The sequence below is a fragment of the Vibrio sp. 10N.286.49.B3 genome (assembly GCF_002873395.1).
Lineage (GTDB): Bacteria > Pseudomonadota > Gammaproteobacteria > Enterobacterales > Vibrionaceae > Vibrio.
Window position 1 is genome coordinate 145876 of record NZ_MCUV01000035.1, and the last position, 14015, is coordinate 159890.

Here is a 14015-nt window from a genome sequence, read left to right on the forward strand (position 1 = left end):
AATAATATTTTAAAATTAAGTTATGCAAACCCATTTTGTTGTAAGAATTCCATTGTTAAACGGGACTCTGGCTCTTTTGATTCTTGCGAACCTTGAATCAAGCGCTCCATATAACGAGCTAAAACATCCACTTCCAAGTTCACTTTACGCCCAACTTGAAAGTTATCAATTGTGGTCTCTTCTGATGTATGAGGCACAATTGTCAGCTTAAATGCATTCTTACGTAAATCATTAACGGTTAAGCTAATTCCATCTACTGTAATCGAGCCTTTTTGAGCAACATACTTACTGATATCCGCTGGCATGCTAACCCAAAACTCAATAGAACGTCCTACATGATTGCGCTCAACAATTTCACCGACACCATCAACATGACCAGAAACGATGTGACCACCAAAACGAGTCGTAGGTAGCATCGCTTTTTCTAAGTTCACTTTATCACCCGCTTGGTAATCGGCAAAGCCAGTCTTCTTTAATGTCTCAAGCGATAAATCGGCTGTATAGCTAATAGCATCAAATTTAACAACGGTTAAGCAAACACCATTAGTGGCAATACTGTCGCCTAATTTAACGTCGGCCATATCAAGCTTACCCACATTGACAGTGATACTAATATCTTCGCCTTTTGGGGTTATTGCCGCTAAAGATCCAACTGATTCAATGATTCCTGTAAACATAATATGATTCTTTTTTAAAAATTAGAGTGGGTGGCAGGCACAGCGCGAATACGTACGTCCTGGCCAAGCAGGCGAATATCAGTAATGTTAAGATCAATACACTGCGTCATATCAGTCAGCCCAAGAGCACCAATTAAACCTCGTCCATCACTGCCCATTAACTTAGGCGCTAAATAAACAATAAGTTCATCAACAAGATTGTGTTTAATAAGACTGCTGGCTAAAGTCGCCCCAGCCTCAACCCAGATATGATTGATATTCTGCTCTGTTGCTAGCTGAGATAAGAGCTGGCTAAGATCCAACTGCCCTTCATCACTACAAGCGACTAAAAGATCAGCATCACTTTCAGCCACCGTTAAAACTTCGCCTTCACTGTTGAATAGAGCTAAGCCTTCCGATAGCTTATGTTGACGATCTAAGATAATACGTACCGGCTGCCTTAGCGCCTGTGAGGTATTATGATATGTATCTTGCTCAAGTTGCGTTGATAGCCAATCAGGGAAGTCGCTAGCCCGAACATTGAGTGATGCATTATCTTCGATAACCGTTTGGCTACTAGAGAGTATAGCACCTGCTTGAGCTCGAAATGCTTGTACATCTTGTCTTGCGGCTGAAGCAGTAATCCATTTACTTTGTCCATTGTTTAGCGCAGTTTGGCCATCTAAGCTTGCTGCCATTTTTAATTGAACAAATGGCATACCAGTTTTCATGCGCTTAATAAATGCAGGGTTAAGCGCTATAGCTTCTGATTCAAGTAATCCAACCTGAACCTCTATACCAGCCTCACGTAACATTTGAATGCCTCGACCAGATACTTGAGGATTAGGATCGGTCATAGCACAAATGACTTTGGTCACGTTGGCTTTAATTAAACCTTCAGCACAAGGTGGCGTGCGACCATAGTGGGAACAAGGTTCAAGCGTGACATAAGCCGTTGCCCCTTGAGCGTCATCACCTGCCATACGTAAAGCGTGAACCTCAGCATGAGGCTCACCGGCTTTAAAATGAAAACCTTCACCAATGATTTGCCCATGTTTAGTGATAACACAACCAACATTGGGGTTAGGTGCAGTCGTATAGATCCCTCGCTTTGCTAATTGAATAGCGCGAGACATCATTTGCTGATCAATAGAAGTAAATTCTGACATAATTTTGATGGACAGCTAATTAGAGATCAATCTTCTAGCTTGGCAATCTCCTCGCCAAACTCTCGAATATCTTCAAAACTACGGTAAACCGAGGCAAAACGAATATAAGCGACTTTATCCAAGACTTTTAGCTGATCCATAACAAAGTTACCGATCATTTCACTTGGGATTTCTCTTTCACCCGTTGCTCTCAATTTTGATTTAATTGTGCTAATAGCCAATTCAATAGCGTCGGCACTAACCGGACGCTTTTCTAGTGCTCTTTGAAAGCCATCGGCCATTTTATCTTCATTAAATGGTTCTCTATTACCATTTGATTTAATGACTTTCGGCATCACTAATTCAGCGCTTTCAAATGTGGTGAAGCGCTCACTACAAGCTAAGCATTGACGTCGACGACGGACTTGGTGCCCATCGGCAACCAATCGAGAGTCAATAACTTTAGTCTCATTTTCAGAACAGAAAGGACAATGCATAATGCCTCCAATTAATTGTAAACAGTGTAACGGAATAGCACCTTGGAAGGAAAGAAAAAGGGCCTTTTAAAGCCCTTACATAGATTACGTCGTATCATTCTGTTTAATTGATGCCCATTTCACTCAGAGCATAGGGCACCAGGAATTAACCGCGTATTAAGTAGTCAGCTTTACCGACCCATTTGTAGCTAGTTAACTCTTCTAACCCCATAGGGCCTCGTGCATGTAATTTTTGCGTTGATACAGCAACCTCTGCACCTAAGCCAAATTGTGCACCATCCGTAAATCGAGTGGATGCATTAACATAAACAGCAGCAGAGCCTACTGAATTAATAAATCGCTCAGCATTGACTAAACTGTTTGTCATGATGGCATCAGAGTGGCTCGCGTTATGTACACGCATATGATTGACCGCTTCTTCGATGTCTGCAACGATCTTAACGCCTAAAGTATAGCTTAACCACTCTGTATCAAAGTCACCACTTTCGGCTGCTCGTAACTGCGGATAGCCTGCCAATAAAGCCTGTGCTTTGGGCTCGGTAACCAAAGTCACTTTATCAGCCAAACGTGCAGATAGCATCGGTAAGAAAGTCTCCGCTACCGCTTGGTGAACAAGTAAGGTATCTAATGAGTTACAAGCTGAAGGACGTTGAACTTTTGAGTTTTCAACAACATTGAGTGATTTTTCAAGATCAGCGCTCTCATCAACAAAGATATGACTTATACCAAAACCACCAATGATCACGGGAATCGTACTATTCTCTTTGCACATTTTATGCAATCCAGCACCACCTCGTGGGATGATCATATCCACATAATCATCAAGCTTAAGTAGCTGAGACACTAATTCACGATCCGGTTTTTCTATGTACTGCACTGAAGACGCTGGCAGTTCTGCTTTCTCTAGTGCAACTTGAATAACGTTGACCAATTCCATATTAGAGAAAAACGTCTCTTTACCACCACGTAAAATACTAGCGTTACCCGTTTTTAAACATAAAGCTGCAATATCAATGGTAACATTAGGGCGAGCTTCGTATATCACGCCAACGACACCTAACGGAACACGGCGACGAGCAAGTGACATACCATTTTCTAATACTTTACTATCGATTTCACTACCAACAGGATCATTCAAATTAATCACATTGCGGACATCATTGGCAATTCCAGCAAGGCGCTCTTCATTAAGAAATAAACGGTCAAGTAAGGCTTCTGTTAGACCCGCTTCACGCCCTAAAGCAATATCCTTGGCATTCGCGGCTAAAATAGCGGCTGCGTTCGCTTGTAATTCATCAGCAATAATGGCAAGTGCTTTATTCTTTTGCGCTGTAGAAGCGGTTGCTAAATGAAAAGCAGCATCTTTAGCTGCTATACCCATGTTAGTTAAATCCACGTTTATGCTCCCTTAAATTAACTTCGAGTTTATTCACTCATTTAAACAATGATAGCAATTCAATCATCAATCCTGAATAACAACAAGATCATCACGGTGAATAACCTCAGAACCGTAATCATGTCCTAAAATAGCGCTAAAATCTTTACTGTGCTTGCCAATAATTTGTATTAAGTCTTCACTTGGGTATTGAGAAATACCTCGTGCGACTAAACGCCCCTTATTCGTCATAACGCGAACAACGTCACCTCGTGCAAACTCACCATCAAGCTTTACAACGCCCTTTGCTAATAGACTACTGCCCTTATCAATAACGGCTTGTGCTGCACCATCATCAATATAAATATGACCAACGGCAGCTGGACCCGCTAAGATCCAACGCTTACGGTTTTCTAATGCTTCTGGTAGTGCTAAAAAGCGAGTGCCCTGCGGCTCAGAGCTTAAAGAGTCAAAAATAACATTCTTTGCACGACCGGCTGCAATAATAACTTCAATCCCAGCTCGTCGTGCAATATCAGCAGCTTCTAGCTTCGTAGCCATGCCACCTGTGCCTAATGTTGAACCACTACCGCCGGCTATTTTTCTTAATGTTTCATCAATCGTGGTGACTTCTCTGATTAATTTAGCATCCGGATTATTGCGCGGGTCGGCAGTAAATAAACCAGATTGATCGGTCAATAAAAGGAGCTTATCTGCGCCGCACAAAATACCGACTAAAGCAGATAAGTTATCGTTATCACCCACTTTAATCTCGTTGGTTGCAACCGCATCATTTTCATTAACTATTGGAATAATGTCGTTTTCAACCAGTGCATTAATGGTATCGCGAGCATTCAAAAAACGTTCTCGATCATCTAAGTCGGCACGAGTCAGTAGCATTTGACCTATTTTTAAGCCATATAATGAAAATAAAGATTCCCACACTTGAATAAGTTGCGTCTGCCCAACAGCCGCTAATAATTGCTTACTAGCCATTGAATTTGGTAATGCGGGATATTGAAGGTGCTCTCGACCAGCGGCAATAGCGCCAGATGAGACCATAACAACAGAGTGACCTTGTGCTTTTAGCTCCGCGCATTGGCGAACTAGCTCTACCATATGAGCACGGTCGAGCGCTAATGTACCACCAGTTAGCACACTGGTGCCTAATTTCACAACGATGGTTTGTCGTTGATTTGCATTACCTTGCTGCTGATTGCTTGTCATATTATTTTCTAAAAAATTAAAATAAAACTATGAGTCATGTTTTAACAATCAACACACCAATGCACAAGAAGAAAAGGTGCTCAGAAGCACCTTTTTCAATGATAATGAAGGGATAAAAAGAAATTTAGACAAATTCTGCGGAATCAATATGCAAATCCGCACTCAATTCAAATCGCTTAGCTAACATATCTAATAATTTTTTATGGAAACTTACTTGAGTTCGAGTTACCTCTTCAATAGCTTCCTCTGGTAATTTCGCTGATGTCCACTCGCCTTCAGAATTATATTTACCAATATGATAATTCGCTGAGAAAACATCGGATGACGCTTCTTTGTTTAGCTCCAACCACCAACCCCAAAACTCACGCATTTCAGGGGATTTCTTATCATCAACACAAACTGATAAACAATCAAAATAGTAGCATCCGTCAGCGGATTGAGCCTCGCGTAGATAGGGACCTACGGCTTTAAAAGCAAACATCAATCGATTATGAGTCGCACTTTTCTTTACTGTATCTGGCATATTGAATCTCCATTTCAATGTTAATAACTACACACAACCCAAATGCCGCATGAATATATTAAATTAAATAATAACCAACCAATATGCCCTGTATATCATAAACTATACTGCTGTGTTGATATCCTTAACGAAATAGTTCATCTTCTAGCCATTTCATTGCAAAATTGAGAGATTGCTCATAACCTTCACTAATGGATTTAGAGCTGATATTTTTTGCTCTACCATATTCACTAAAGGTTGCCACCATTTGATTATCGGAAAATGAAGAGATCGGATCGCCTTCCAACCCTATCGCTAGCATGGAAACTTTTGTACGACGACTAGCTAAAATCCCTTGAACCTTTAATGACCAAGCCATCATTTGACGAGATAAACTTTGCACATCAACCGCATTTTTGCCAAGACGAGATGCCAAAACATCTAGATGCATTTTTGGCATTTTTTGCAGTTTGTCATGATTAACAAAAAGATCGTGAATTGGAGCGCCTAAACTCACACACGCCTTAATTTTATCTTGCTCAAGGAAAGAGAGCCTAACCATAGCATTGCCGCCAAAGCGAAAACCTAGCAGACCGACTTTAAAGTGATCAACCCAAGGTAAAGTGCGCAGCTCATTAAGTACAGCTTGATGTAAACAAGATGAATCTTCACTTAGATCCCAATGTGAGCTATGACCGATTGAAGGCATATCAACCGTTAACATAGCGATATTTTTAGGGGCTAGGTAATCTCGGAATAAACGCCACATATCGGTTTGTAGACTGTCTAAACCAGCACTAACGATAACAACAGGCTGAGGTTTTTCAGTGCTCGATAAATGTAGATGAGCGGTGATTTTTTTATTCTTGTATGGAACTTCTATTTTCTTAACCACAAACTTAGTTTTTTTAACGGCTTCATCATAGGCTTTATTGGCAAGTAGCTGTGCTTGTAATGCAAGGTTATCGTTTTTTAAATGCGGATATCCGGCAATACTAAAACATAATGATGCAGAAAATAACTCATTTGCTCCCTGCTCTGAATCTAGCTCACTAGCTCTACTTTGGTGACGCATCCCCAACTTAGTCCATTCGTATGCCCAGTTACCATTATGATATCCCATCACCGTATCTAACCAATTATCATTCGTTCTAGAGTGAGAAGATGAGGCAATACATGATAATACTTCTTCTAGTTCAATTGGATCTATCCCCTGCCACATCCATTGCATACGACGAACATTTCGATACCAAGAACTTGGATTTTCACTCTGATTTTTATCAATCACAGCTTGAGAGCTAGGAATGTAGCGCGTTAGCATTGACGTTTCTTTAGCTTGCTTATGCTTTACAAATAAAACTTCCGAGAGGTTTTTGCTCGTTTCTTCTGACATACATCAAATCCATTTAGGAGAGAGAGCATAATTGTAATAAAAAAAATGACCCAAGATAGGGTCATTTTTAAAATATCTAAAAAATAAAATTATTTAGACTTACGATTAATTGGCTCTACGAAAGATACAGCTGTATCCCACGGTTGCTCAATCCAAGTATCTTGTGCAATATCAACAATGTATTCATCAACAAGATCTGCACCTGCAGGTTTTGCACATACCGTTACAAATTTAGCATTTGGGTACATTTCACGAATTTTACGAGCAGTATCACCGCTATCGACTAGATCATCGATAACAAGGAAGCCAGTACCATCATGCTCAGGTGCCTTGATGATAGACATATCACGCTGGTGATCATGATCATAGCTTGAAATACATACAGTATCTACGTAACGAATACCTAATTCACGTGCCAAAATAGCGGCAGGAACAAGACCACCACGGCTCACAGCAAGAATGCCTTTCCATTGCTCTGCTGGCATTTGTTTTTCAGCAAGTTGACGACAGTACGCTTGCATATTGTCCCAAGTGATAATGAATTTAGTAGTCATAATAATTAACCTAATAGTTGTATTGCTTACTTGTTTTTACGTATTAAACAGCAGTTAACACGTATTTTAAAATAAAGATGATCGTCATAACCCAAACGCTTATTGATACATCTCGCCCCTTACCACTGCATAACTTAACCGCTGCATAAGTAATAAAGCCAAGAGAGATACCTTCAGCAATAGAGAAGGTAAATGGCATCAATAAACAAGTTACGACAACAGGTGCTGCTTCTGTTAAATCAGACCAATCGATGCCGACTAAGCCTGATAACATCAAGATAGCAACATAAAACAGAGCGCCTGTTGTTGCGTATGCTGGGATCATTCCAGCTAATGGTGCAAAGAATAGTGCAAGTAAAAATAAAATACCAACAACAACTGCAGTTAGACCGGTACGACCGCCAACCGTTACACCAGAAACACTTTCTACATAAGATGTCGTATTTGAAGTGCCGAGTAGAGCACCAACTGAAGTCGCTGTCGAGTCAGCCAGTAACGCTCGATTCAAGCGAGGGATTTTACCATCTTTGCCAATTAAATTTGCTTTTTGCGCTACACCAACAAGTGTACCTGCCGTATCAAATAGATCGACAAATAAGAAAGCAAAAACAATTGAGATCATACCCACTTCAAATATTGCAGAAAAGTCTAACTGTAAAAATGTTGGTGCAATACTTGGTGGCATTGACATTATGCCTTGATATTGAACATCGCCTAATGCCCAACCTAAAACAGTAACGGCTAAAATAGCGATCATAACACCGCCTTTCACGCCACGGTATACCATTGCAATCGTTAAGAAAAAGCCAACTGCCGCTAAAACAGCAGGAAGTGAGGTGATGTTCCCCATCGACACTAATGTTGCAGGGCTACCGACAACAATGCCAGCATTTTTCAGTGCAATAAGCGCTAAGAAAAGACCAATACCCGCTGATATCCCAGTACGTAAAGACATAGGAATAGAGTTGATTATCCACTCACGAATTCTGAAAATGCTTAAGAGGATAAATAAAACACCTGAAACAAAAACAGCAGCGAGTGCAACTTGCCATGTATAACCCATGCCTAAAACAACAGCATAAGTAAAGAAGGCGTTTAACCCCATGCCTGGAGCTTGTGCGATTGGGTAATTAGCAACAAGACCCATGATAAAACAACCAATGGCAGCAGCAATACATGTGGCAACAAAAACAGCCCCATGATCCATACCAGTACTCGCTAACATTTGTGGATTAACAAAAATGATGTACGCCATGGTTAAAAATGTTGTCATACCAGCAATGATTTCAGTGCGAGCATTCGTTCCATTTTCAGTGAGTTTAAATAGTCTTTCAAGCATAATATATCCCTACCCGGTAAACGGTTGCGTAAACGATTGGCTGCGATTATAAAGTTATAAAATCACAAATTCCAGATAGAATTAAGACTCTAACTAATAAATATTACATACCATATGATACGAAGCCCTTAGTAACGGCAAGGTGAATAATAAAAGTTCTTATTAATCATATATATAATATAAATATCTTCTAACACATATTTGTGTGCTTTTTATGCTTAGGAAAAAAACTGTCTTATAAAAGGCTAATTTGAATTATGAAGATGATAAAAAAACGCCACCCTAAAAAGAGTGGCGGCAGAATATCATCATTTTTTGCGATTACAACAATAAATCAATCGCATTTGAATTCTAAATATAGGGGTGAACAAATCTGTTCATTTCACATGTACCGACTACTAGTTATTAGTAGCCAAAACTTGTTGGGTATGCAAAGTTGCCAGTATAAACAGAACTATTAATCCAGAACATTGCAGATGGTAAACCTTTCATAACTATCACCTTAATCAATCAATAAAAAAAATATGATTTCTCGGTTCCATGGAGGCGATAAACGGACTCATCCTTTGAGCATTTTCTCTTCTCTTTGAAGTTGATTAAAATATACCACAGAGAAATAAAATTACAATAAAAAATAATCGAACGCTAAAAAACATGACATAGACGAGATAAAACCAGCTCTTTCCGTAATAAAATTACAAAAAGGGCTGATATCGTATCTTTTACAACCAACTGAAAAATCTCACGCTAAGTTGAGCCGATCTATTATGGAAATGAGTTTCTCACTGTTAGCCCTACTCGCTTTTGGTGACAAGTGATATGCTAACTCCATCTAAATATAGCTTACTTAGCAAGTCACTCTGCATTTTAAGTTTAAGTCCAATCAAAATATGGCAATTGAACCATAAAGGAGCTTTCTATGTCTGAATTCCAATCTGAGATCAGCCAATTATCACCAACATCTATTTGGCAATTCTTCGACCAAATTTGTGCTATTCCTCACCCATCAAAGCATGAAGAAGCTCTCGCTCAATACATTGTTTCTTGGGCAACGGAGCAAGGTTTAGAGGTTAAACGTGACCCTACTGGTAATGTCTTTATCAAAAAAGCACCGACCGCGGGTATGGAACATAAGAAAGGTGTGGTGCTACAAGCTCATATTGATATGGTGCCACAAAAAAACGAAGATACTGACCACGATTTTACGCTTGATCCTATTCTGCCTTATGTTGACGGTGAGTGGGTAACAGCAAAAGGAACAACTTTAGGTGCTGATAATGGTATGGGCATGGCAGCTTGTCTTGCTGTACTCGCATCTGATGAGATCAAACACGGTCCACTTGAAGTACTGCTAACAATTGATGAAGAAGCAGGAATGACCGGTGCATTTGGTCTTGAAGCCGGTTGGTTAGAAGGGGATATTCTCCTTAACACTGACTCAGAGCAAGAAGGTGAAGTCTACATGGGCTGTGCTGGCGGCATTGATGGTGCTTTTACTTTCAATACTAACCGTGAAGCGCAACCTCAAAACTACACGACTCGTAAGCTGGTTTTAAAAGGCTTAAAAGGGGGTCACTCAGGTTGTGATATCCATACAGGCAGAGCAAACGCGAATAAACTACTAGCGCGCTTTTTAGCAGACCATGCTGAAGCTCTTGATCTTAAATTAATCGAATTCAATGGCGGTAGTTTACGTAATGCGATACCACGTGAAGGATTCATTACAGTTGCACTACCAACTGAAAATGAAACTAAACTTGCTGATGATTACGCAGCATACACTGAACTACTTCGCTCAGAGCTAAGCCGAATTGAAACGGATATTGTGACATTTAATCAAGCAATTGATACTGACCAAGGTATTTTCACTACTGTGGATCAGAACAACTTCATTGCTGCTTTAAACGCATGTCCAAATGGCGTGATCCGCATGAGCGATGATATTGAAGGCGTGGTTGAAACCTCATTGAACGTTGGTGTCATCACAACAACAGAAGATACAGTAACGGTTCAATGCTTAATTCGTTCACTGATCGACTCAGGGCGCATTCAAGTGGAAGGGATGCTGAAATCTATCGCACAACTTTCAGGTGCAGAGATTAGCTTCTCTGGTGCTTACCCAGGTTGGAAGCCAGATGCTGACTCAGAAATCATGCATATTTTCCGCGATATGTACGAAGGTATTTATGGCAATAAACCAAACATTATGGTTATTCACGCAGGCTTAGAGTGTGGTTTATTTAAAGAACCTTACCCTAACATGGATATGCTTTCATTTGGTCCAACGATCAAGTTCCCGCACTCTCCAGATGAGAAAGTGAAAATTGATACTGTTGATCTTTTCTGGCAACAAATGATCGCAATTTTAGAAGCAATTCCAGCAAAATAAGAGAATAAAAATAAAGCCCTTAGAACTTAATGACAATGACTCATTAAAGTTAAAAGGGCTTTAGTTCCACTAATTCTATCGTAATACGAACAGACTTTAGCTTATTGTCGTGATTATCAGATTACCGATATTAAGCTCGTTGAGCTGAGAACTCTTTTAGTTGGCTCATCGTTGTTGTGGTTACAAGCTCACCATCAATGAAGTACTGAACGACCTCACCATCTTTAATACCCACCAATAATGCTTTTTCACCAGTGTTGTAAGTAATATCCATTTGGATAGTGTTCTCATCAACTTGCTGCATCACACCTGTTTCGATGTTTTTCATGTTAGTTAGCGGCGCAATTGGTGCTGTTTTTAAATTCTCATCTAACTTATGATTGATATCGATAAATGTCTCGGTATCAGTATCAAAGATATGAGAAGATCCATTAATTGGGTTCTTGCCACTCCAAAACTCAATCGAGTTAAAGATGATGTAGTCACCTGCCGTTGTTAATGCATAAACAGGTGCTAGTAAGAAGTTCAATCCACCACGAGCGTAACGGTTATCTACAGCCTTTACATTTAGCTCCATTAGCTTACCTGTAACTGCCATACTGCCAACACAACCAGAAAGAGAGATAACAACAGAAAGTAGTGCGACAATTTTAACCATGTTTTTTTTCATTATAGCCTCAAAGAATAATATAATTTTGCGGCGCGCAGTATAAAGGATAAGAGAAAATAATCTAACTTTGATTGATGTAAAATGGTAAGAATTTGCATACAAATAACACAGTCCCATTACTGACTATTATTTATATCTAAAAGTTATCAATCAGGCACTCTAAAGTAGTAATAGTACTTAAGGTTTTAATACAGAATGGCGGTAAAAGGGGCGATTGTCTGCTATATAGAGGGTAATAAAAAGCCCCTACTTTATAGTAGAGGCTCTAATCATTAACATGGTGAGCTGTAATTAAAACTCATCATCTTCAGATTGGATTGCAGCTTCTTTTGCTGCTGCTTTTTCTGCTGCCTTTTTCTGTTGCAACTCTTCGCGATCACGGCGCTGTTCGCCTTTACGCTCATTACGCTCAACTTGTGATGCAATGAATCCAGCTAGCTCTTTTTCAGCCCATTCCATCGCTAGTGCTTCTGTTTCAAAGCCCATTTCGCGTTTTGAAACAGTTACACGACGAGACGTTACTTGGCGAGTAATTTCAGCAGTCCAGCCAGTGCGCTTTTCTGTGATTCGAATATCAAATTTTTTGTTTTTAGACATGTTTTATTCCTAGGGATAATTAAGGGATCAGTCAACTTTCAACCCTAGCACTACTTAATATAATAAGTATAAGCTGAGTATGTTTAACACCATCCCTTGGTAAGCGCGGTATTAGACCACACTTAACAATAAATTGCTGCTAAATTTCACACTGAAAGTATATTTGTCAGCTTTACTGATCTCGATATCGATATTATGCCTTAACCAAAAGAAGCCCAAATCACAGCAATCACTAATAAAGGACAAACAACCTTAACGTACATTGTCCATACTTTACCAAACCAGCCTGACTGAAAATTAGCATCGCCTTGAGATAGCTCTTTCATTCTTGCATTGCGATTCCATACCCAACCACCAAATAGGCAGAAGAAAAGTGCAGCAATAGGCTGTAGGTACTGAGTCGCAATCATAGCAACTAAGCCAAATAGTGTACCGAAGTTAAATACGATAATGACACTACCTAAAGCAATAAGACCACCTAACACCCAAGTTGTTAACGTTCTTTGCGTATTAAATCGCTCACTCACGAGTGATACTGGACATTCCAACATTGAGATTGAAGAAGTCAACGCGGCAATAGTTAGCAATAAGAAGAAAATAATCGAGAAGATCAAGCCAAGAAAACCTAGGCTATCAAACATCATAGGTAATACCGTAAAGACAAGCGTATCCGAACTTAGTAATGAACCATCTTCAGCATAGATCGCCACCCCTTTTTGCATCGCTACAAACATCGCAGGCATTACAACTAAACCAGCAATAAAAGCAACAGCGGTATCAACTAAGGTCACATTCATCGCGATTTTAGGTAGGTTCTCTTTTTTACTTAAATAAGAACCATAAATCAGCATTGAACAACCACCAATCGTCAATGAGAAAAAAGCCTGTCCCATTGCTGCTAGAAATAGCTTACGGTCCCATACTTTCTCAAAATCAGGTACTAAGTAATGCTTCAGTCCCTCAACGGCACCAGTTTGCATCATGATATAAATAAAAAGTACGCCAAAGAGAATAAATAGTGCAGGCATTAGTCTTACTGACCATTTTTCAATACCTTGCTTAACTCCCCTTTGTACAATAAGGATCGTTAGCAAGTAAAAGCTTAACGTGCCTAATACATTTCGTTCAACACTAAACCCTTTTAACCACTGTGCTATGGTCTCTAAGCCAACCAATTCAGCAATAGCACCAAACATAAAGCAAATTAGCCAGCCACCAACAATGCTATAAAAAGCCAATACGGCAATAGGTACACTCAGTCCTAACCAACCAATCGCTGAACCCGCTTTTTTTCCAAGAGGGTTTGTCGTTAGTGAACGCATACTATCAACTGGGTTCGCTTGCCCTGCTCGACCTATCGCTAGCTCAACAATCAGCATTGGGAAGGCAACCACTAGAATCATGCCTAGATAGACTAATAGAAATGCGCCACCACCGTTACTCGCAACTTGAGTTGGAAAACCCCAAATATTGCCAAGACCAACTGCGGCACCTGCAGCGGCAAGAATGAAACCTAATCGCGAACTAAAATGTTCACGTGTACCTGATTGCTGTTGACCAGAAGAAGAGGTGGAAAATTGTTGTGTCATACCTATTGCCAAATATCATTAAACTAGTTTGCTAGTACATTATAGATAAAAAGCAATATATTCAACATATACAGCATAA

General features: G+C 39.8%; 13 protein-coding genes. 1 reads left to right on the forward strand and 12 read right to left on the reverse strand.

The window, feature by feature from the left end:
- Positions 1 to 20: 20 nt before the first annotated feature.
- The 9 genes from BCU68_RS12920 to BCU68_RS12960 all read right to left on the reverse strand — a co-directional run bounded on the left by BCU68_RS12920 (position 21) and on the right by BCU68_RS12960 (position 8691).
- Entirely contained in the window at positions 21 to 677 is a 657-nt protein-coding gene (locus tag BCU68_RS12920) for a riboflavin synthase (RefSeq protein ID WP_102565160.1), read from the reverse strand.
- A 14-nt stretch (positions 678 to 691) separates the two neighbouring features.
- A complete protein-coding gene (gene ribD, locus BCU68_RS12925; RefSeq protein ID WP_102565161.1) occupies positions 692 to 1825 on the reverse strand; it encodes a bifunctional diaminohydroxyphosphoribosylaminopyrimidine deaminase/5-amino-6-(5-phosphoribosylamino)uracil reductase RibD in 1134 nt (377 codons plus the stop codon).
- A 26-nt stretch (positions 1826 to 1851) separates the two neighbouring features.
- A complete protein-coding gene (gene nrdR / locus BCU68_RS12930) occupies positions 1852 to 2301 on the reverse strand; it encodes a transcriptional regulator NrdR (protein WP_102565162.1) in 450 nt (149 codons plus the stop codon).
- Between the two features lie 145 nt (positions 2302 to 2446).
- Positions 2447 to 3697, reverse strand: coding sequence for a glutamate-5-semialdehyde dehydrogenase (locus tag BCU68_RS12935; RefSeq protein WP_102565163.1), 1251 nt, complete (start codon positions 3695 to 3697; stop codon positions 2447 to 2449).
- Between the two features lie 66 nt (positions 3698 to 3763).
- Positions 3764 to 4903, reverse strand: a complete 1140-nt coding sequence (gene proB / locus BCU68_RS12940) for a glutamate 5-kinase (RefSeq protein ID WP_102565164.1) — start codon at positions 4901 to 4903, stop codon at positions 3764 to 3766.
- 124 nt (positions 4904 to 5027) lie between these two features.
- Complete coding sequence (gene crl, locus BCU68_RS12945) at positions 5028 to 5426, reverse strand: sigma factor-binding protein Crl (protein WP_102565165.1); 399 nt, start codon at positions 5424 to 5426, stop codon at positions 5028 to 5030.
- A gap of 124 nt (positions 5427 to 5550) precedes the next feature.
- On the reverse strand, positions 5551 to 6798 hold the full coding sequence (gene frsA, locus BCU68_RS12950) for an esterase FrsA (protein WP_102565166.1): 1248 nt from the start codon (positions 6796 to 6798) through the stop codon (positions 5551 to 5553).
- 89 nt (positions 6799 to 6887) lie between these two features.
- Positions 6888 to 7352 (reverse strand): xanthine phosphoribosyltransferase, encoded by a 465-nt coding sequence (gene gpt / locus BCU68_RS12955; RefSeq protein WP_102565167.1) that lies wholly within the window; start codon positions 7350 to 7352, stop codon positions 6888 to 6890.
- 43 nt (positions 7353 to 7395) lie between these two features.
- Positions 7396 to 8691, reverse strand: coding sequence for an NCS2 family permease (locus BCU68_RS12960; RefSeq protein ID WP_102565168.1), 1296 nt, complete (start codon positions 8689 to 8691; stop codon positions 7396 to 7398).
- A gap of 919 nt (positions 8692 to 9610) precedes the next feature.
- Between BCU68_RS12960 and BCU68_RS12965 the strand changes: the two genes are divergently transcribed.
- Entirely contained in the window at positions 9611 to 11080 is a 1470-nt protein-coding gene (locus BCU68_RS12965; protein ID WP_102565169.1) for an aminoacyl-histidine dipeptidase, read from the forward strand.
- Between the two features lie 130 nt (positions 11081 to 11210).
- Here BCU68_RS12965 and BCU68_RS12970 read toward each other — a convergent pair whose 3' ends face one another.
- From BCU68_RS12970 to BCU68_RS12980, 3 genes are all read right to left on the reverse strand, one after another.
- Complete coding sequence (locus BCU68_RS12970; protein ID WP_102565170.1) at positions 11211 to 11750, reverse strand: DUF3332 domain-containing protein; 540 nt, start codon at positions 11748 to 11750, stop codon at positions 11211 to 11213.
- 291 nt (positions 11751 to 12041) lie between these two features.
- Positions 12042 to 12347 (reverse strand): DUF3622 domain-containing protein, encoded by a 306-nt coding sequence (locus tag BCU68_RS12975; RefSeq protein ID WP_102565171.1) that lies wholly within the window; start codon positions 12345 to 12347, stop codon positions 12042 to 12044.
- Between the two features lie 200 nt (positions 12348 to 12547).
- Positions 12548 to 13936 carry a sodium-dependent transporter gene (locus BCU68_RS12980; RefSeq protein ID WP_102565172.1) on the reverse strand — a complete coding sequence of 463 codons (1389 nt, stop codon included), beginning with the start codon at positions 13934 to 13936 and terminating at the stop codon, positions 12548 to 12550.
- Between the last annotated feature and the right edge of the window lie 79 nt (positions 13937 to 14015).

What these genes read in the sequence shown, in the direction of transcription:
- BCU68_RS12920 (WP_102565160.1), bottom strand. Translation starts at nt 677, where the DNA reads ATGTTTACAGGAATCATTGAATCAGTTGGATCTTTAGCGGCAATAACC.
- ribD (WP_102565161.1), bottom strand. Translation starts at nt 1,825, where the DNA reads ATGTCAGAATTTACTTCTATTGATCAGCAAATGATGTCTCGCGCTATT.
- nrdR (WP_102565162.1), bottom strand. Translation starts at nt 2,301, where the DNA reads ATGCATTGTCCTTTCTGTTCTGAAAATGAGACTAAAGTTATTGACTCT.
- proB (WP_102565164.1), bottom strand. Translation starts at nt 4,903, where the DNA reads ATGACAAGCAATCAGCAGCAAGGTAATGCAAATCAACGACAAACCATC.
- crl (WP_102565165.1), bottom strand. Translation starts at nt 5,426, where the DNA reads ATGCCAGATACAGTAAAGAAAAGTGCGACTCATAATCGATTGATGTTT.
- frsA (WP_102565166.1), bottom strand. Translation starts at nt 6,798, where the DNA reads ATGTCAGAAGAAACGAGCAAAAACCTCTCGGAAGTTTTATTTGTAAAG.
- gpt (WP_102565167.1), bottom strand. Translation starts at nt 7,352, where the DNA reads ATGACTACTAAATTCATTATCACTTGGGACAATATGCAAGCGTACTGT.
- BCU68_RS12960 (WP_102565168.1), bottom strand. Translation starts at nt 8,691, where the DNA reads ATGCTTGAAAGACTATTTAAACTCACTGAAAATGGAACGAATGCTCGC.
- BCU68_RS12965 (WP_102565169.1), top strand. Translation starts at nt 9,611, where the DNA reads ATGTCTGAATTCCAATCTGAGATCAGCCAATTATCACCAACATCTATT.
- BCU68_RS12970 (WP_102565170.1), bottom strand. Translation starts at nt 11,750, where the DNA reads ATGAAAAAAAACATGGTTAAAATTGTCGCACTACTTTCTGTTGTTATC.
- BCU68_RS12975 (WP_102565171.1), bottom strand. Translation starts at nt 12,347, where the DNA reads ATGTCTAAAAACAAAAAATTTGATATTCGAATCACAGAAAAGCGCACT.
- BCU68_RS12980 (WP_102565172.1), bottom strand. Translation starts at nt 13,936, where the DNA reads ATGACACAACAATTTTCCACCTCTTCTTCTGGTCAACAGCAATCAGGT.